Annotated in this window: 20 protein-coding genes and 1 tRNA gene; 13 read left to right on the forward strand and 8 right to left on the reverse strand. The window is 71.8% G+C overall.

Annotated elements, in window-relative coordinates:
* The first annotated feature begins 55 nt into the window (after positions 1 to 55).
* Entirely contained in the window at positions 56 to 2,383 is a 2,328-nt protein-coding gene (locus H508_RS0112875) for a heavy metal translocating P-type ATPase (protein ID WP_026374355.1), read from the forward strand.
* Here the strand turns inward: H508_RS0112875 and H508_RS17890 are convergent.
* A complete protein-coding gene (locus H508_RS17890) occupies positions 2,367 to 3,026 on the reverse strand; it encodes a hypothetical protein (RefSeq protein WP_245569540.1) in 660 nt (219 codons plus the stop codon). The genes H508_RS0112875 and H508_RS17890 overlap by 17 nt on opposite strands.
* A 30-nt stretch (positions 3,027 to 3,056) precedes the next feature.
* On the opposite strand from H508_RS17890, the gene H508_RS0112885 reads away from it, so the two are divergent.
* From H508_RS0112885 to H508_RS0112920, 6 genes are all read left to right on the forward strand, one after another.
* Complete coding sequence (locus H508_RS0112885) at positions 3,057 to 4,997, forward strand: heavy metal translocating P-type ATPase (protein WP_245569539.1); 1,941 nt, start codon at positions 3,057 to 3,059, stop codon at positions 4,995 to 4,997.
* Between the two features lie 23 nt (positions 4,998 to 5,020).
* Complete coding sequence (locus H508_RS0112890) at positions 5,021 to 5,341, forward strand: metal-sensitive transcriptional regulator (protein ID WP_021009501.1); 321 nt, start codon at positions 5,021 to 5,023, stop codon at positions 5,339 to 5,341.
* 514 nt (positions 5,342 to 5,855) lie between these two features.
* Positions 5,856 to 6,146, forward strand: a complete 291-nt coding sequence (locus H508_RS0112905; protein ID WP_026374359.1) for a DUF4287 domain-containing protein — start codon at positions 5,856 to 5,858, stop codon at positions 6,144 to 6,146.
* Between the two features lie 110 nt (positions 6,147 to 6,256).
* Positions 6,257 to 7,321, forward strand: a complete 1,065-nt coding sequence (locus H508_RS0112910) for a lipid II:glycine glycyltransferase FemX (RefSeq protein ID WP_156906085.1) — start codon at positions 6,257 to 6,259, stop codon at positions 7,319 to 7,321.
* Between the two features lie 259 nt (positions 7,322 to 7,580).
* Positions 7,581 to 11,312 (forward strand): hypothetical protein, encoded by a 3,732-nt coding sequence (locus H508_RS16395; RefSeq protein ID WP_051223449.1) that lies wholly within the window; start codon positions 7,581 to 7,583, stop codon positions 11,310 to 11,312.
* Positions 11,309 to 11,524 carry a hypothetical protein gene (locus H508_RS0112920; protein ID WP_026374361.1) on the forward strand — a complete coding sequence of 72 codons (216 nt, stop codon included), beginning with the start codon at positions 11,309 to 11,311 and terminating at the stop codon, positions 11,522 to 11,524. The genes H508_RS16395 and H508_RS0112920 overlap by 4 nt, the downstream gene beginning before the upstream one ends.
* Positions 11,525 to 11,530: 6 nt before the next feature.
* Here the strand turns inward: H508_RS0112920 and H508_RS0112925 are convergent, their stop codons facing one another.
* From H508_RS0112925 to H508_RS0112950, 6 genes are all read right to left on the reverse strand, one after another.
* Positions 11,531 to 12,031, reverse strand: a complete 501-nt coding sequence (locus H508_RS0112925) for a DUF1648 domain-containing protein (RefSeq protein ID WP_026374362.1) — start codon at positions 12,029 to 12,031, stop codon at positions 11,531 to 11,533.
* On the reverse strand, positions 12,028 to 12,423 hold the full coding sequence (mscL, locus tag H508_RS0112930; protein ID WP_026374363.1) for a large conductance mechanosensitive channel protein MscL: 396 nt from the start codon (positions 12,421 to 12,423) through the stop codon (positions 12,028 to 12,030). Before mscL ends, H508_RS0112925 begins: the two co-directional genes overlap by 4 nt.
* A gap of 2 nt (positions 12,424 to 12,425) precedes the next feature.
* On the reverse strand, positions 12,426 to 12,737 hold the full coding sequence (locus tag H508_RS0112935) for an FmdB family zinc ribbon protein (RefSeq protein ID WP_026374364.1): 312 nt from the start codon (positions 12,735 to 12,737) through the stop codon (positions 12,426 to 12,428).
* A gap of 3 nt (positions 12,738 to 12,740) precedes the next feature.
* On the reverse strand, positions 12,741 to 13,343 hold the full coding sequence (locus H508_RS0112940) for a 5-formyltetrahydrofolate cyclo-ligase (RefSeq protein WP_026374365.1): 603 nt from the start codon (positions 13,341 to 13,343) through the stop codon (positions 12,741 to 12,743).
* A gap of 84 nt (positions 13,344 to 13,427) precedes the next feature.
* Positions 13,428 to 13,658, reverse strand: coding sequence for a type II toxin-antitoxin system VapC family toxin (locus H508_RS16400; protein WP_026374366.1), 231 nt, complete (start codon positions 13,656 to 13,658; stop codon positions 13,428 to 13,430).
* Positions 13,649 to 13,867, reverse strand: a complete 219-nt coding sequence (locus H508_RS0112950; RefSeq protein ID WP_026374367.1) for a type II toxin-antitoxin system Phd/YefM family antitoxin — start codon at positions 13,865 to 13,867, stop codon at positions 13,649 to 13,651. Before H508_RS0112950 ends, H508_RS16400 begins: the two co-directional genes overlap by 10 nt.
* Before the next feature lie 85 nt (positions 13,868 to 13,952).
* On the opposite strand from H508_RS0112950, the gene H508_RS16405 reads away from it, so the two are divergent.
* Positions 13,953 to 14,612 (forward strand): GNAT family N-acetyltransferase, encoded by a 660-nt coding sequence (locus H508_RS16405; RefSeq protein WP_245569533.1) that lies wholly within the window; start codon positions 13,953 to 13,955, stop codon positions 14,610 to 14,612.
* 75 nt (positions 14,613 to 14,687) lie between these two features.
* Complete coding sequence (locus H508_RS16955) at positions 14,688 to 15,851, forward strand: hypothetical protein (protein ID WP_051223451.1); 1,164 nt, start codon at positions 14,688 to 14,690, stop codon at positions 15,849 to 15,851.
* 17 nt (positions 15,852 to 15,868) lie between these two features.
* Here the strand turns inward: H508_RS16955 and H508_RS0112965 are convergent, their stop codons facing one another.
* Positions 15,869 to 16,084 carry a hypothetical protein gene (locus H508_RS0112965; RefSeq protein WP_026374368.1) on the reverse strand — a complete coding sequence of 72 codons (216 nt, stop codon included), beginning with the start codon at positions 16,082 to 16,084 and terminating at the stop codon, positions 15,869 to 15,871.
* A gap of 391 nt (positions 16,085 to 16,475) precedes the next feature.
* Between H508_RS0112965 and H508_RS0112975 the strand changes: the two genes are divergently transcribed.
* The 4 genes from H508_RS0112975 to H508_RS0112990 form a co-directional block, all read left to right on the forward strand.
* Positions 16,476 to 16,548: transfer RNA gene (locus H508_RS0112975), tRNA-Ala, on the forward strand.
* 127 nt (positions 16,549 to 16,675) lie between these two features.
* Entirely contained in the window at positions 16,676 to 16,915 is a 240-nt protein-coding gene (locus H508_RS17725; RefSeq protein WP_211220872.1) for a hypothetical protein, read from the forward strand.
* A gap of 42 nt (positions 16,916 to 16,957) precedes the next feature.
* On the forward strand, positions 16,958 to 17,314 hold the full coding sequence (locus H508_RS17605; protein ID WP_169514183.1) for a hypothetical protein: 357 nt from the start codon (positions 16,958 to 16,960) through the stop codon (positions 17,312 to 17,314).
* A partial coding sequence (locus tag H508_RS0112990; protein WP_026374370.1) for a transposase occupies positions 17,247 to 17,519 on the forward strand: 273 nt, incomplete at its 3' end. The genes H508_RS17605 and H508_RS0112990, both read left to right, overlap by 68 nt.

The following is a 17,519-nucleotide window of genomic DNA, read 5'->3' on the forward strand; positions in this document are numbered from 1 at the left end:
CTAGGAATCCGCTCCGGATGCGCGCTGCGCCCGGTGCACTCACGAGGAGACGTTCATGACCGACTTGCAGCCGACGGCCGCGGATTCCAGCGTGGAGCTGGAGATCGGCGGGATGACATGCGCGTCCTGCGCGATGCGGATCGAGAAGAAGCTGAACAAGCTCGAGGGTGTCACCGCGACCGTGAACTACGCGACCGAGAAGGCCAAGATCTCGGCACCCGAAGACTTCGACACGGCGGTGCTGATCGCAGAGGTGGAGAAGACCGGCTACACCGCAGCGCTTCCTGCTCCGGTGCAGTCCTCGGCGGCGGAGGATGACATCGAGGCGCCGGATGCGGAGCTCGTGAGCCTGCGGCACAGGCTCATCGGCTCGGTCGTGCTCACCGTTCCGGTGATCGCGATGGCTATGGTGCCGGTGCTGCAGTTCACGTACTGGCAGTGGCTCTCGCTCGCGCTGGCAGCGCCGGTGATCGTGTGGGCGGCGTGGCCGTTCCACAAGGCGGCGTGGACGAACCTGCGGCACGGAGCCGCGACGATGGACACGCTCATCTCGATGGGGACGAGCGCCGCACTGCTGTGGTCGGTCTACGCCTTGTTCTTCGGCACCGCGGGCATACCCGGCATGACGCACCCGTTCGAGCTCACCGTCGCACCCAGTGATGGTGCCGCGAATATCTACCTCGAGGTCGGCGCGGGAGTGACGATGTTCATCCTGGCTGGCCGCTACTTCGAGAAGCGCTCGAAGCGGCAGGCCGGCGCCGCGCTGCGCGCGCTGCTCGACCTGGGCGCGAAGGACGTCGCAGTGCTCCGCGATGGCGTGGAGATCCGGATCCCGACCAGGGATCTCGTGGTCGGCGACGAGTTCGTCGTCCGGCCGGGCGAGAAGATCGCCACCGATGGCACCATCATCTCCGGCACGTCGGCCGTCGATGCCTCCATGCTGACCGGCGAATCCGTGCCCGTCGAGGTCGGGGAGGGCGACACCGTCACGGGAGCCACCGTCAACGCCGGCGGCCGACTCGTCGTGCGCGCGACGCGCGTCGGCTCCGACACGCAGCTGGCCCAGATGGCGAAGCTCGTGGAGGACGCGCAGTCCGGGAAGGCCGAGGTGCAGCGCCTGGCCGACAAGATCTCCGGCATCTTCGTGCCGATCGTGATCGTCATCGCCGTGGGCACACTGGGCGCCTGGCTCGGGGCGGGGTTCCCCGCGGCGGCCGCCTTCACCGCCGCCGTCGCCGTGCTCATCATCGCGTGCCCATGTGCCCTCGGGCTCGCGACCCCGACCGCGCTGCTGGTCGGGACCGGCCGCGGCGCGCAGATGGGGATCCTCATCAAGGGACCCGAAGTGCTCGAGTCCACGCGCCGCATCGACACCATCGTGCTCGACAAGACCGGCACCGTGACCGCGGGCAAGATGACGCTCACCGATGTGCACACCGCCGTCGGCACCGACCGGAGCGAGCTGCTGCGTCTCGCCGGCGCGCTGGAGGACGCCTCCGAGCACCCGATCGCGCAGGCCATCGCGAAGGCCGCCACGCAGGAGCTCGGCGCACTGTCCACCCCGGAAGGCTTCACGAACATCGAGGGCAAGGGCGTGCAGGGCGTCGTCGATGGACATGCGGTGATCGTCGGACGCCCCTCGCTGCTGGCCGACTGGTCCATGCATCTGCCTGCCGATCTCGCTGAGGCGAAGGACGCCGCCGAGCAGCAGGGGAAGACCGCGATCGCCGCCGGCTGGGACGGTCAGGCGCGCGGCGTGCTGGTCGTCGCAGACACCGTCAGGCCGACGAGCGCGGCCGCCGTGGCGCACTTCAAGCGCCTCGGGCTCACGCCGGTGCTGCTCACCGGCGACAACCAGGCGGTCGCCGAGCGGATCGCGGCCGAGGTCGGCATCACCTCGGTGATCGCGGAGGTGCTGCCGCAGGACAAGGTCGACGTCATCACGCAGCTGCAGCGAGAGGGCAAGTCCGTCGCGATGGTCGGCGATGGCGTCAATGACGCCGCTGCCCTCGCCCAGGCCGACCTCGGTCTCGCGATGGGCACCGGTACCGATGCCGCGATCGAAGCATCCGACCTCACGCTCGTCCGCGCCGACCTGCGCAGCGCCGCCGACGCCATCCGGCTCTCCCGGAAGACGCTCGGCACCATCAAGGGCAACCTGTTCTGGGCCTTCGCCTACAACGTCGCGGCGATCCCGCTCGCGGCGCTCGGCCTGCTCAACCCCATGCTCGCCGGCGCGGCGATGGCGTTCTCCAGCGTCTTCGTCGTCGGCAACAGCCTCCGCCTCCGCCGCTTCAAGAGCGAGGCGGTGGACCCCACACCGACAGCCACGACCGAGCCGGAGCCTGCAGCTCGGTCGGCAGTCGTCACCACCCATCACTGAGAGGAACTCCATGTGCAACACCGGTCACGACCACAGCCACGGCAGCCATGACCACGCCGGCGACCACGAGGCTCACAGCCACGGCAACCATGACCACGCCGGCGACCACGCGGCTCACAGCCACAGCCACAGCGCCGATGCGCACGGGAAGGGTGCCGCGGCCGGTGACATCGCCGAGTGCCCGGTCATGCCCGGCAGCACGATCCTGAAGGGCGACGCCGAGGCCGCCGGCCTCGTCCGCGACCACGACGGCGAGCGCTACTACCTGTGCTGCGCCGCTTGCGGACCGCTCTTCGACGCCGATCCCGCGAAGTACGCTTCCGTAGCCTGAGCCGCGTCGTGCCGGACCTGTTGCGAGAGAGGTCCGGCACGGCTTCCTCGAACTCGAGAGGATGAGACCATGACCCACCCGCACGCGCATCAAGGCCACCCGACGGATCCCTCCGAGGGTACCGCGCACCCCCAGCATCAGTCCCATGGTGCGCACGATCGGATGGGTGGGCACGCGTCCGCAGCGACCGACGGTGCCGTTGTCCGCGAGGCTCGCGTCGACGACTCGCACGCCGGCCACGGCGGGCACGAGCAGCACGGCGGGCACGAGCAGCACCGCGGTCACGGCGCTCACGGCGATCACGGTGATCACGTCGGGCAGTTCCGTCGACTGTTCTGGATCATGCTCGTCCTGGCGATCCCGACCGTGGCGCTCTCCGGCATGTTCGCCATGGTGCTCGGCTACGAGCTGCCGGACGTCTCCTGGCTCGCGTGGGTCTCCCCGGTGCTCGGCACGGTGATGTACGTGTGGGGCGGCAAGCCGTTCCTCGTCGGTGCGCTGAGCGAGATCCGCGCGCGCAAGCCGGGGATGATGCTGCTGATCGGTCTCGCGATCACGGTGGCGTTCGTCGCCTCCTGGGGCGCGAGCATCGGCGTGCTGCACCACGAGCTCGACTTCTGGTGGGAGCTCGCGCTGCTGATCGTCATCATGCTGCTGGGGCACTGGATCGAGATGCGCTCCCTCGCGCAGACCACTTCCGCGCTCGACTCGCTCGCCGCCCTGCTGCCGGATGAGGCGCACCGGGTCGAGGGCGACATCGTGGTCGTGGTGTCCCCCTCCGATCTCGTCGTCGGCGACGTCGTCGTCGTCCGCCCGGGCGGCAGCGTGCCGGCCGACGGCAGGATCGTCGACGGCCGGGCCGCCATGGATGAGTCGATGGTCACCGGAGAATCCCGCAGCGTCACTCGCGCGGTCGGCGATTCCGTCACCGCGGGTACCGTCGCGACTGATTCGGGCATCCGCATCGAGGTGACGGCGACCGGCGACGACACCGCGCTGGCAGGCATCCAGCGGCTGGTCACGGAGGCGCAGAACTCCTCCTCCCGCGCGCAGCGCCTCGCGGACACCGCTGCGGGTTGGCTGTTCTGGTTCGCGATCGCAGCGGCAGCGATCACGGCGTTCGTCTGGTCGGTCGTGGGGCTTCCGGATGCGGCCGTGATTCGCACCATCACCGTGCTCGTCATCGCGTGCCCCCACGCGCTCGGCCTCGCCATTCCGCTGGTGGTCTCGATCGCGACGGAGCGAGCGGCGCGAGGCGGGGTGCTCGTGAAGGACCGCCTCTCGCTCGAGAGCATGCGGACGGTCGACACCGTGCTGTTCGACAAGACCGGCACGCTGACGAAGGGCGAGCCGACGGTCGCCGAGGTCGCCGTCGTCGACGGCCACGACGCGGATCGGGTGCTCGCGCTCGCGGCGGCCGCGGAGGCAGACAGCGAGCACCCGCTCGCGAAGGCCATCGTCCGGGCCGCCGCCGCTAAGAGCCTCGTGGTGCCGCGCAGCAGCGACTTCTCATCCTCCCCGGCCGTCGGCGTGACGGCCAGGGTCGACGGGACGACCGTCCGCGTCGGCGGCCCCTACATGCTCGCCGAGGAATCCGCGAGCGAGCTCGGCATCGCCGACGAGTGGCGCACCCAGGGGGCGATCATCCTGCACGTCGTCCAGGACGGCGCGGTCATCGGTGCGCTGCGGCTCGCGGATGAGATCCGCTCGGAATCCCGACAGGCCATCGACGCGCTGCACGCGCTCGGCGCCCAGGTGGTCATGATCACGGGCGACGCCGAGGCGGTCGCGCAATCGGTGGCGCAAGAGCTCGGCATCGACCGGGTCTTCGCGGGTGTGCGCCCGGAGGACAAGGCGGCGAAGGTGCAGGAGCTGCAGCACGAGGGGCGGAAGGTGGCGATGGTCGGTGACGGTGTGAACGACGCTCCGGCACTCGCGCAGGCCGACGTCGGACTCGCGATCGGCGCCGGCACCGATGTCGCGATCGCGTCAGCCGGAGTGATCCTGGCCAGCGATGATCCGCGCTCCGTGCTCTCCGTGATCGAGCTGTCGCGCGCCGCGTACCGGAAGATGAAGCAGAACCTCTGGTGGGCGGCGGGCTACAACCTCATCTCCGTTCCGCTCGCGGCGGGCGTGCTCGCCCCCATCGGATTCGTGCTGCCCATGTCAGTGGGCGCCATCCTGATGTCGCTCTCCACGATCATCGTCGCGCTCAACGCGCAGCTCCTGCGCCGCCTGGACCTGCGGCCCGAGTCCACTGCGCACGCAGTGCTCCAGCGATGAGCACGACAGAGCGAGAGGCGAACATGAAGGAACCCGGTCAGGGCCTCTCGCAGTGCGACGAGGGAGAGCACGGCTACATCACCGACAAGGATCGATACCTCGCTCGGCTCAGGCGGATCGAGGGGCAGGCTCGAGGCATCCACCGGATGGTCGACGAGGAGCGGTACTGCATCGACATCCTCACGCAGATCTCCGCCCTGACGGGCGCCCTGGAGAACGTCGCCGTGGGGCTGCTCGAGGATCATCTCCGGCACTGCATCGCCGATGCCGCTCGCTCGGGTGGCGACGTGGCCGACGAGAAGATCAGAGAGGCATCGCAGGCCATCCAGCGGCTCGTCCGCTGACCATTGCCCGGCAGGTCGTGTGCAAGGCCCGCAATCGCGGCGACCAGACCATGGGACCACCGGGCGCGGTGCGGTCGCGACTCAGGGCCCACCGCATCCGCTTCCATCGACCCGAGGGCGGGCGCATGAGCATGTCAGCGACCGAACGTCCGCCCGCGAAGGCCCGGGTCGTCGACGGCCGCGCGCCGCGTCAAGCCGAGCGGCGCGTATCGCGAGCGTCTCGCCGGGTCTGCAGCATCGCCTCGACCTCGGCGCACAGCTGCTGGTGCAGCGCTGCGATCGGTCCGGACCGCGGTCGAGGGCCCAAGTGCTGGAGCTCCTCGAGCAGGCTGCGCAGCCGCACGCCCTCGTCTCCAGAGCCACCCTCCATGCCCTGCGCGATCGTCATGGAGCCCAGCGAGCGCGGCCCGCTCGCGGTGCGGTGCGCGCGGTCCTTGAGGTACAACGATGTTGCTCTTGAGCGCGCAGCGAGACGGGGCGTGACGCGCGGGCTCGAGGCGTGCAGAATGCCTGCATGTCGTTCCAGGCGTACCTCGATGCGATCGAGGACAAGACCGGCCGCACACCCCGCGAGCTCCTCGAGCTCGCGAAGGAGCGCGGCCTCGACGGCCCCGACGTGAAGGCGGGCCAGATCCTCGAGTGGCTGCAGGCCGACTACGGCCTCGGGCGCGGTCACGGCATGGCGCTCGTGCACGTCATCAAGAAGGGTCCGCAGATCGACGCGAAGCACGTCGGCTCGAGCGGCTCGCACCGCGACGAGAGCGACACGCTCTGGCTCGACGGCAAGGCGACGAAGCCGGTGTGAGCCGGGCGCGGGCGCTCGGCGCGGGTACCATCGAGGGCGGCGCGATCGCGCAGGGGCGCGCCCCGCGCGACCCACCGCATCCGCCCCCCAATCGACCCGAGAGCGACCGCATGAGCATCACCGCGACCGAGCCCACGCCCGCAAAGGCCACCGACGGGGTCGCGTGGGACGCGCAGGTGCTCGAGGGCCAGCCGCGCGCGCACTACATGCAGTCGGATGCGTGGGCTCGCACCCGCGAGGAGAGCCCGTGGCGGGCGCTCCGCGACGTCGTGACGGTGCCGACGACGGGTGGCGGCTCGCGCGAGCTGCCGATCCAGCTCTTCGAGCGCTCGGCGCCGCTCGCCGGACGCATCCTCTTCCTCCCGCGCGTGAGCGGCATCGACGCCGCCGCGGTCGACGCGATCACCGCGCGCGCGAAGGCCTACCCGAAGCGCTGGTTCGGCCTCAAGATGGAGACGTTCCAGACCGAGGACCCCGAGCTCATCGCCGCGTTCGAGCGCAACGGCTGGGTGCGCGCCGCCTCGAGCCAGTACCAGCACGCCGTCGCCGTCGACCTCTCGGGCTCGCTCGACGAGGTCGCCGCGCGCTTCAAGAAGCGCGCCCGCAACAGCTACCGCGCCGCCGAGAACAAGTTCGGCGTGACGGTGCGAAAGACCGAGATGACCGCCGAGAACGAGGCGGAGATGCACCGCCTCATCGGCGAGACGAAGGAGCGCTCCGGCGGCTACTTCCGCCACCCCGAGTACTTCCAGCGCATCTGGGACGTCTACAAGACCGTCGGCCAGGGCCACTTCTACGTCGCCGAGTACGAGGGCGAGGTGCAGTCGATGGCCTTCGTCATCCGCTTCGGCGACACCGCCTGGTACAAGGACGCGGGCTCGATCCGCGAGAACGCGAAGATCTTCGCGCCCTACCTCATGCAGTGGAAGATCATGCAGGACCTCCACGAGCAGGGCGTCACGCTCTACGAGCTCGCGAACGTCCCCGACCCGGCCGAGTGGGAGACGAGCGACATCCGCGGCCTCTACACGTTCAAGACCGCGTGGGCGCCCGAGCCCGTGAAGTACATGCCGACGTTCGAGCTGCCGCTCAACGGCCGCTACAAGCTCTGGCACAAGGCGGGCCGCTGGCTGCGCGCCGTCTACACGCGCCGCACGGGCGACGCCTGGTTCTAGGGCGCGACCTTCCTGCGCGCGGAGCGCCGGAGCGCCGCCGTGGGCATCGCCGAGTGCCGGAACTCTGCGTGATCGCGCGCCGAGGATCGCAGAGTGCCGGAACTCTGCGCGAGCGCACGCCGAGAATCGCAGAGTGCCGGAACTCTGCGCGCACGCCGGGGCCGGGCCGCTGCGCCGAGAGGGCCAGCTGCCGCGGCAGTTCGCGGGTTTCCCGCAGTGTCACCCGGCCGACGCCGGACCCCGCGGCTATCGTGACTGCGTGCGCGAAGACGAGATCGAGTTCCAGGGCGACGAGCCCGTCGACGCCGCGACCCCGGAGCCGGCCGTCGAGCCGGCGTCCGGACCCGATCGCTCGCTCACGGGCGAGGCGCCCGTCGTCGCGCCCGAGCCCGCCGTGAGCCGTCGCGACGGCGAGTGGGCCGGATGGGCGGATGCGCTGCGGCGCGTGGGCGGGCGGAGCCCGCTGACCGACTTCATCGACACCACCGCGACCCGCATCGAGCTCTCGGCGACGCATCCGGGCGGTCTCGCGCAGTTCATCACCGGCCGCCCGACGGCCCTGTCGAGCCTCATCCGCGACGACCTCGCGCTGCGCGCCGCCCGCTCGGCCGCCGCCGCGATCGCCTCGAAGGGCATCGAGCTCGCCGCCGCCCGCTCGATCGACGCCGTCCACCTCGGCATCGGCATGGCGCGCTTCCCGCACGGCGACCGAGAGGTCTACGGGCCGGTGCTGCTGCGCCCGCTCATCGTGCGCCGCCGCGGTCGCGACTTCGAGCTGCAGCTGCTCGGCCAGCCGTTCGTCAACCCGCGGCTCGCGAGCATCCTGCGCGGCCACCACGGCGTGCAGCTCGACGAGCGCCGCCTCATCGAGCTCGGCTCGGGCGAGGGCACCTTCACGCCCAACGCGGTGCTCGACGCCGTGCGGCAGGCTGCGGCCCACGTGCCCGGCTTCACCGTCGAGGCGCGGCTGCTCGCCTCGACGTTCGCCGACGTCGGCGAGCCGATGGCCGTCGACCTGCAGCAGGCGCCGCACGACGTGCTCGACGCCGTGCGCGGCGACGAGCAGGCCCGCTGGCGCGTGCGCGAGGGCCGCAGCGGCATCGACGAGACGCCGCAGGATCAGCGCGACCCCGAGATCGACCGGCTCGTGCTCGACGCCGACCACGAGCAGGACGCCGTGATCGCCGAGGCCGCCGCCGGCAACTCGATCGTCGTCGAGGCGCTGCCCGGCACGGGCCTCACGCAGACCGTCGTCAACGTGCTCGCCGCGCTCGTGAGCGACGACAAGCGCGTGCTCGTCGTGAGCCCCCGCCGCGCGACGCTCCGCGACATCGCCGACCGGCTCGCGAGCACGAAGCTCGAGGCGCTCGCCGTCTCCGAGGCGACGCTGCGCCGCGACCTCATCGCCGCGATCCGGCGCATCGAGCAGTCCGGGCGGCCGGAGACGGCCGAGATCGACGAGGCGATGCTGCGCCTCCGGAAGGTGCTGCTCGACTACCGCACGGCGCTCCGCCGCGTCGATCCCGAGCTGCAGGTGAGCGTGCTCGACGCGCTCAAGGAGCTCTCGCGGCTCGCGATGCTCCCGACGCCGCCCTCGACGCGCGCGCGGCTGAGCGAGCAGGCGACCCGCACGCTCGCGACCGACCGCCCGCGCGTGGCCGCGACGATGCGGAAGGCCGCGGCCCTCGGCCAGTTCAAGTACGGGCCGAGCGACACGCCCTGGTACGGGGCGTCCTTCCAGACCTCCAGCGACGCATCCGCCGCCCTCGCCGACGCGCAAGCGCTCGCCGGCACCGACGGCGACGGCGAGCTCGCGAGCCTCGTCGCGAGCGCCCGCAAGGTGATCGGCGACACGAAGCTGCGGCCCGCGGCGACGCTCGCCGAGCTCGCGATCCAGGTCGCGCTGCTCACCGACGTTCGCGCGACGCTCGACGTCATGACGCCCTCGATCTACGACCGGCCGCTCGGCGAGCTCATCGCCGCGACCGGTCCGAGACGCGAGGCGATCCAGTCGCTCGGCGGCATGCAGCGGCGCCGGCTCAAGAAGCTCGCCGAGGAGTACGTGCGGCCCGGCGCGCACCTGCCCGACCTGCACGACGTGCTCGTCGCCGCGCAGCAGCAGCGTCGGCTGTGGGCGAAGTTCGCGCCCGACGGCTCGATCCCGACGGTGCCCGCGGGCCTCGGCGCGCTCGACGCGACGCTCCGCGAGGTCGAGGGCAAGCTCGCTCGCCTCGACGCGGCGCTCAGCCCCGAGGTGAAGAGCGTCGACCTGCCGCTGCCCGAGCTCGAGCACCGCATCGCCGAGCTCGCCGCCCCGAGCGACGCGCTCCAGAACATCACCGAGCGCGCCGAGCTCATGACGGGCATCGAGCGGCTCGGCCTCGACGCGCTGCTCGCCGACTTCGCCGACCGGCACGTCGCCGACGACCAGGTCGAGCACGAGCTCGACCTCGCGTGGTGGCAGTCGGCGCTGCAGTCGATGATCGCGAAGGAGCGCGCGCTGCTGCGCGGCAACACCGACGTGCTGCGCCGGCTCGAGCAGGACTTCGCGCTCGTCGACGAGGCGCACGTCGACGCCTCGAGCGCCCGGCTCGCGCACCAGATCGCGCGCGGCTGGCGGCTCGCGGTCGACGACCACCCGGACGAGGCGGATGCGCTGCGTCGCCTCATCAAGGCGGGCCCGGTCGACGCCGACGAGCTGCAGCGGCTCGCGCCGCACCTCACCCGCTCGGTCGCGCCCGTGTGGCTCTCGTCGCCGTACGACCTCCACCGGGTGCCCAAGCGCATCCCCTTCGACGCCGTCGTGATCGCCGACGCCGGCGCGATCACGATCGCCGAGGCGGCCGGTGCGATCAGCCGCGCGCGGCAGGTCATCGCTGTCGGCGACTCGGTGACGCAGACGCCCGCGCCCTTCGACGTCGGCATCTCGACGCTCGGCGTGCGGCCGAGCGAGGAGCTCGCGACGCCCGACGAGCTGCACGCCGAGTCGGCGCTCTCGCGGCTCGGGGCGGTGCTGCCGATGCTGCGCCTCACCCGCTCGTACCGCACGGGCGGCGCCGACCTCGTGACGGCCGTGAATGAGCGCTTCTACGAGGGCCGCATCGAGGCGCTGCCGTGGGCGGGCGCGTACCTCGGCCACCGCTCGCTCATCTCCTCGATCGTGCACGGCGCGCACGGCCTGCCGCAGCAGGGCGCCGCGACGGTCGAGAGCCCCGACGGCGAGGTCGACCGCGTCGTGCAGCTCGTGACGCAGCACGCGCGCTCGCGGCCGCAGGAGTCGCTCATGGTCGTGACCGCGAACGAGCGGCACGCCGTGCGCGTGCAGCAGGCCGTGATGGCCGCGCTTGCCGGCTCGAGCCAGCTGACCGACTTCGTGGTCGCCGACCGCGACGAGCCGTTCGTCATCGTCGACATCACGCACGCGGCGGCGCTCAGCCGTGACCGCGTCATCTTCTCGGTCGGCTACGGCCACACGAAGCACGGCCGCAACGTCGACTTCGGCACGCTCGGCCAGCCCGGCGGCGAGCGGCTGCTCGCGGTCGCGATGACGCGCGCGCGGAAGGCGCTGCAGATCGTCACGGCCTTCGACGCGGCCGAGCTCGACCCCGAGCGGCTCGAGCACGGCGCGGCGATGCTGCGCGAGATCCTGCTCGACGCGGCCGCCGAGGCGCCGCGGAAGGCGTTCTTCGGCGGTGACCCGCTCATGATCGACCTCGCGACGCGCCTGCGCCGGCGGGGCCTCCGCGCCGACGTCTCCTACGACGGCCAGCTGCCGCTCGTCGTCGCGAACGGCGGCGTGTGCGCGGCGATCGAGGCCGACCACGACGACGGCGACCGCACGCTGCGCGAGGCGCTGCGGCTGCGGCCCGAGATCCTCCGCCGCTTCGGCTGGCACACGATGCGCGTGCACGCCTTCGAGCTCTTCACCGACCCCGAGGGCGTCGCCGACCGCATCGCCGAGCTCGTCGGGGCGGATGCGTCGCGGTCGTGACCGCCGACGTGCCGACCGCTGACGGCCGGGAGCCCGAGGCGACGAAAGCCAAGCGCGCGGAGTCCGCGCGCCTCGTCATCCGCAAGCGCGGCCGCCGCGTCACGACCGACCCGGTGCCGGGCTACACCGGCGGGCCCGAGCCCGAGCCGCAGCAGCCCTCGAGCGAGAACGACGCAAGGCTGAAGGGCGACGTCCCGCCGCACTGGGGCTGACGCGCGTCAGGTCCGCGGCGTCGACGCCATCGACATCCGCACGGCACCGACGAGCACGAGCACCGGCATCGCGACGAGCCCGCCGACGACGAGCGCGGTGCCCGGTCCGCCGAGCATCGACAGCAGGAGGCCGAGGTAGATCGGCACGAGGGCCGCGAGCAGCCACACGAGCAGGCGCTCGCCCTCGCGGTAGACGCGCTGCGCGTTCTCGTCGGTGAGGTGGGCGAGGTAGTTGAGGTGTCGCGGCTTCGTCGAGAGCCACGCGAGCAGCGCCGCGAGCACCACCATGACGCCCGCGAGCAGGAGCACGCTCGACCGGCTGCCGAACGCATCCGCCTCGCCCGTGGCGTCGAAGTGCGTCGGGATGGTCTCGGGCAGCGCGGTGTAGCGCAGCAGCAGCCAGAGGGTGATCGCGGCGACGCAGAGCAGGGCGAGGATGCGCAGGGCCCGCGTGCCCGCGCCGGTCGCGTAGGTGCGCGCCGGCCTCGGCGCAGCCGAGCCGCTCACGCGCCCGGTGCGGTGCCTGCCTGCTGCGCGCGCAGCAGCTCGCGGATGTCCTGCAGCACCTCGACGTCGGTCTCCGCCGGCTCCTCGGGCTGGATGCCGCGGCGACGGTCCATCCGCTCCTTGAGCTTCGCCATCGGGAAGATGAGCACGAAGTAGACGACCGCGGCGATGATGAGGAAGTTGATGACCGCCGCGAGCAGCAGGCCGATCCGGAACGGGCCGACCGTCGCGTCCGAGAGCGCGTCGGCGTCGAACGCCATCGCGAGCAGCGGGTTGATGATCGCCTCGGTGAAGGCGGTGACGATGCCGGTGAACGCCGTGCCGATCACGACGGCGGTCGCGAGCTCGACGACGTTGCCGCGCAGCAGGAACTTCTTGAAGCCGTCGAGCATGGTCAGGAGGCGCTGGTCGAGCCGCCGGTCGCGGCGGGCGCGGCGCTCTTGGCAGGAGCGCTCGACTCCTTCGCGCTCGAGCCCTTCGACGCATCCGCGCCCTTGCCGCTCGACGCAGCGCTCGAGCTCGAGCCCGTCGAGCGCGAGTCGGTGCGGTAGAAGCCGGGCCCGTTGAAGGTCACGCCGATCGACCCGTACTGCTTGCGGAGCGCGCCGCCGCACCGCTCGCACGTGGTGAGGGCGGGCTCGTCGAAGCTCTGGCGTGCGTCGAAGGCGTGGCCGCAAGCGGCACAGGCGTAGGCGTAGACGGGCAAGGCTCAGCTCCTCGAAGTGGTGAAGATCCCGGACTGCGTGACGACGCCGTCGACGGGCTGGTCGTACGCCGCGTGGGGAACGCTGTCGAAGAGCTCCTCATCGTGCACGACCGCATAGACCGGGGGACATTCTGCCATGGCGGCGATGGTCTTGTCGAAGAATCCGCGGCCGCCGCCGAGCCGCGAGCCGTCGCGGCCGACCGCCGTCGCGGGGATGAGCATGAGGTCGATCGACTCGACCGCCGTCGGCGGGAGCGACTCCGAGGTGGGCTCGGGGATGCCGAGGGTCGCCTCGACCGTCTCGGTCCCGTCGTGCTCGGCCCAGTCGAGCAGCCCGTCGGCGCGGATCACCGGCAGCAGCACCCGCACGCCCGCGCTCGCCGCCCACTGCAGGAACGCGCGGGTGTCGGGCTCTTGCGGCAGGGAGAGGTAGGCGGAGATCGTGCGGGCGCCGAGCTGCTCGGTGAGGCGCTGCAGGTTGGCCGTCAGGCCCTCGGAGCGCTCGGCGGCGAAGTCCTCGCCGCGCTCGGCCCGCTCGGTGCGCAAGCGGCGGCGCAGCGCGCGCTTCGCGTCCTCGACGGCGGTCTCGTCCTCGTGCTCGCTCATGCGGGTGAATCTAGCGCGGGATGCTTCCGGGCCCGATCCGAGTTGCACCCGGCATGGGATGCGGCCGCGACGGCGGCCCGGGGGTCACCAGCCGCGCGTCCGGCGCTCCGGCACGGCGCGGAACGCCGGATCGACGGTGACGAGCTCGAGCCCCTCGACGAGTGCCTGCGCGGCGAGCAGGCGGTCGAAGGAGTCGCGGTGATCCCACTCGAGGCGCCCCGCGACGAGTGCGTGCTCCGACGTGATCGGGAGGGCGGCGAGTTCGGCGGCGCGCAGCTCGTCGTCCCACGGATCGAGGAGCCGCCTCACGCCCATGCGGTGAGCTCGTCCTCGGGCAGTGCGTCGTCGAAGTCGTCCGGCACGTGGAGCGCGACTCGCCCGAAGGCACGTGCGGCCGGTCGCACGGGCACCAGGCGCACGCGCGGCGTGCCGGCGTTCGTGATGACGATGTCCTCGCCGCGCTCGGCGCGCGCGACGAGCGCAGAGAGGTGCGTCTTCGCCTCGTGCATGCTGACCGTCGCCATCCGGCTGCCTCCGCTGGTGAGTCTATTTGTTGGGTCGACCACCGGTCGAGCGATCGCGCGCACGCGTGCGTCTAGGCTCAGGAACGTGTTCGACAGCGCGCCCCGCCTCTCGCACGGGCCGGTCACCGTGCGGGGCATCCGCATGCGCGACGCGAAGGCGCTCGAGGCCGAGCTCATCGCCAATCGCCCGTGGCTCGAGCGCTGGGAGGCGACGCTGCCGGGCTCGCGGCCGAGCGGCCGCTTCGACACGAAGTCGTCGATCCGCTCGCTGCTCGAATCCGACCGCGAGGGCACGGGGCTCGCCTTCGCGATCGAGGTCGACGGCGAGTTCGCCGGGCAGCTGAACGTCGCGAACATCTCGGGCGGCGCGCTCTCCTCCTCGACGCTCGGCTACTGGATCGCGCGCCGGTTCGCCGGCCGGGGCGCGACGACGATCGCGGTGGCGCTCGTCACCGATCACCTCATGCTCGGCATGGGCCTGCACCGCGTCGAGGTGTGCATCCGGCCCGAGAACATCGCGAGCCTGCGCGTGGTCGAGAAGCTCGGCTTCCGCTACGAGGGCTGCCGCCGCCGCTACATCCACATCGACGGCGACTGGCGCGACCACCTGTGCTTCGCGCTCGTGCGGGAGGAGCTGCCCGAGCCCGTGCTGCAGCGCTTCCTGGCCGGCCGCGTGCCGCCGTTCGACCGCTCGGTCTACCCGGTCGAGGTCGGCGGCGACCCGCGCGCCGACCGCTCGGCGTAGTTCCTCGCGCGACTCGTCGCGAACCGCCGCGCCGCCTCCCCGGCCTTGCCGTCGCGGAAAGATACCGTGCTGGCCATGCCAGAGTTCGCAGGTCTCGGGACGTCGCTCGTCCTCATCGTCGCCGTCGTGCTCTGGGTCGCATACCTCGTGCCCGTGTGGACGCGGAAGCGCGAGTACCTCGCGACCGAGCGCAACGCCATCCGGCTGCAGCAGACGCTCCGCATCATGGCGGAGTCGCAGGAGGCGCCCGAGGAGGTGCGGCTCGAGGTCGACGCCCGCACGGTCGCGGTGCAGCAGAAGGCCGTCGCCAAGGAGCAGCGGCTCAAGCAGGCGCTCGAGCACGCGAAGGCCGTCGCTCGCGCGCGCGAGCTCGACGAGCAGATCAAGGCGGTCGAGCGCGAGGTGCGCGCGGCCGTGAAGTCGTCGATGTCGCGCACGCAGCGCTTGCGCCGCACGCGCCTCGCGTGCTTCGCGCTCGTGCTCGTCGCGCTGCTGGGCGTCGTCGCCGGTGCGCTCGTGCCCGCGATGCAGGTGCTCGTCGCGGTCGGCGCCGCCGTCGCGGTGCTCGGCGTCGTGGGGCTCGTGGCGGTCAACGCGTCGGCGCAGCGGATGCGTCGGGTCGCGGCGTCGACGGCGCCCCAGGTGCGCACGCTCGTCGAGGCGCGGAAGGTCGCCGCCGAGGCTGTCGCGGAAGAGGAGCGGGTGGCTGAGCAGGTCGTGGCGCGCCAGTCGGGCCGCATCGGGAGGCTTGCGACGGCCGAGGTGCTCGAGTCGCGCTCGTGGTCGCCGCAGCCGGTGCCCGAGCAGCGCGCGCGCGTCGAGTACAAGGCGAGCGACGACCTGCTGCAGCGCGCCCGCGAGCAGCTCAACGCCGACCGCCGTGCCCTCTCGGGACCGGTCGCGCGCGTGACGCGGCTCGAGCCGAGCTTCGACGAGATCGTCACGGGCGAGATCGCCCAGACGCCGACCGAGACGGAGCGCCGGCTCGCGCCGACGCAGCCCGCGCTGCCCATCCGCGAGCTGCCCGTGCGGGAGGCGGTCGCGCAAGCCGAGGCGCTCGAGGTCGTGCGCGCCGAGGAGCCGCTCGAGACGCAGCAGGACGAGCACCCCATCCGTCGCGAGCAGCCCGCGCGTGGGGCGCCCGCGACGAGCGGCTCGCGCTTCGCCTCGATGGGCCTCGTCGACGACGACCTCGCGGACGTCGACGTGCACGCGGCGTTCGCGCGCCGCGTGGGCTGAGCCCCGGGGCCGTCGGCTCAGGCCTGCACGAGCTGCACGCGCGCGGCGTCGGGCCGCCGCGTCGCGACGTGGCGCGGCACCGTCGACGAGATCAGCAGCCCCGCGAGCAGCAGCACGAGCGCGGTGAGCGAGCCCGTCCAGGGCGGCTCGCCCGCCGATGCCGCCCGGAGCCCCAGGAGCGTCGCCTCGACCGCGGGGTTCGCGGCGACGGCGAGCAGCACGAGCACGGGCACCGCGGCGATCGTCCCGGCGGTCCAGTGCGCGCGACCGCCCGGAACGCGGCGTAGAGCGCGACGACGAGGGCGAGCGGCCACAGCGACCCGATCCAGCCGGTGGGGCCGGCATCGCTGATCGCCGCGAACGCGGCGGCGGGCTCGCCCGTCGCGGGCAACCCGAGACCGGCGCACGGCTGCCACGTCAGGAAGACGATCGCGGCGAGCGCGAGCCCGCTCACGATGGCGACGGTGCTGGTGACGAAGGGGATCGCTCGGTCCATGACCATATGCAACAGCGTTCGGTAACACTGATCGACAACCGCGTGCTCAGCGTTTCCCGAGGGCGCGCCGCGGCGGTCGCGGCTCGATTTCGCCGAGCGGCCCCGCGTCCTATACGCTGTTCCAGTCCGGGCCCGTGGCGCAGTTGGTAGCGCGTCTCGTTCGCAATGAGAAGGTCGGGGGTTCGATTCCCCCCGGGTCCACCGCACGCACAAGGCTCGAACCCTTGCCAACAGGAACGTTGGTCGAGGTTCGGGTCTTGTGTGCGTCTGCCCAGGTCAGCGCGTTGGCGTTGACCTGCGGATCGAGGAGCATCTCGAAGGGCAGGTTGTGCTCGACGCGCAGCTCGTTGTCTTCGTCGATGTAGATCTTGGTGAAGAACGCCTGGTTGCACAGCCGCCGGTTGGTGTCATCGCAGCGGGTGTAGATGTCGGCGCAGTTGGCGAGCAGGCCGAGGGCGTCGTAGAGGTGGCCGCGGGCGTCGGCGTAGTCGCCGAAGTGAGCGTCGATGCGACGGGTCACCTGGTCGAGTTCAGCGACGATGCGGTCCTGCTCTCGCTTGAGCACTGAGAGCGGGATCGCGTCTGCATAGTGCGCCTGCATGAGCCGGTCTTGCTCGCCTTCGAGCCGGTCGCGGTTGGTGGTGAGGCGTTCCAGTTCCTCGATATCGGCGGCCATGAGCCGGTCGAACTCGTGGTGGAGCATGCCCGCGAGCGCGTCCTGCTGGGCGGGCGTGATCTGGACGCGGCTGTAGTAGTCCTCGACGAGCTCCTCGACATCCTCGATGAGCATCGCCTGGCGCGTGCAGTCGGTGCGTTTGGAGTGCCGCCCGGAGCACACGAAGTGAACCGTCCCCGGTTTGATGCCGGTTCCTTTCGAGTCTGGAAGGAAGATAGTCATCATGCCGAAGCAGATCCCGGAGGAGACGAAGCAGCGAGCGATCCGGCTCGTGCTCGACCACCTCGATGAGTACCCGAACCTGACGACCGCGTGCGAGACGGTCTCGAAACGGCTCGGCTTCGGGGCCGAGTCGCTGCGCCGATGGGTGCGGCAGGCTCAGATCGACGCCGGCGAACGGCAGGGCGCCTCGACGAGCGAGTCGGAGCGGGTGCGGCGGCTTGAGCGGGAGAACCGTGAGCTGCGTGAGGCGAACGCGATCCTCCGCGACGCGGCG

The organism is Agrococcus lahaulensis DSM 17612 (assembly GCF_000425105.1).
GTDB classification, from domain to species: Bacteria; Actinomycetota; Actinomycetes; order Actinomycetales; family Microbacteriaceae; genus Agrococcus; species Agrococcus lahaulensis.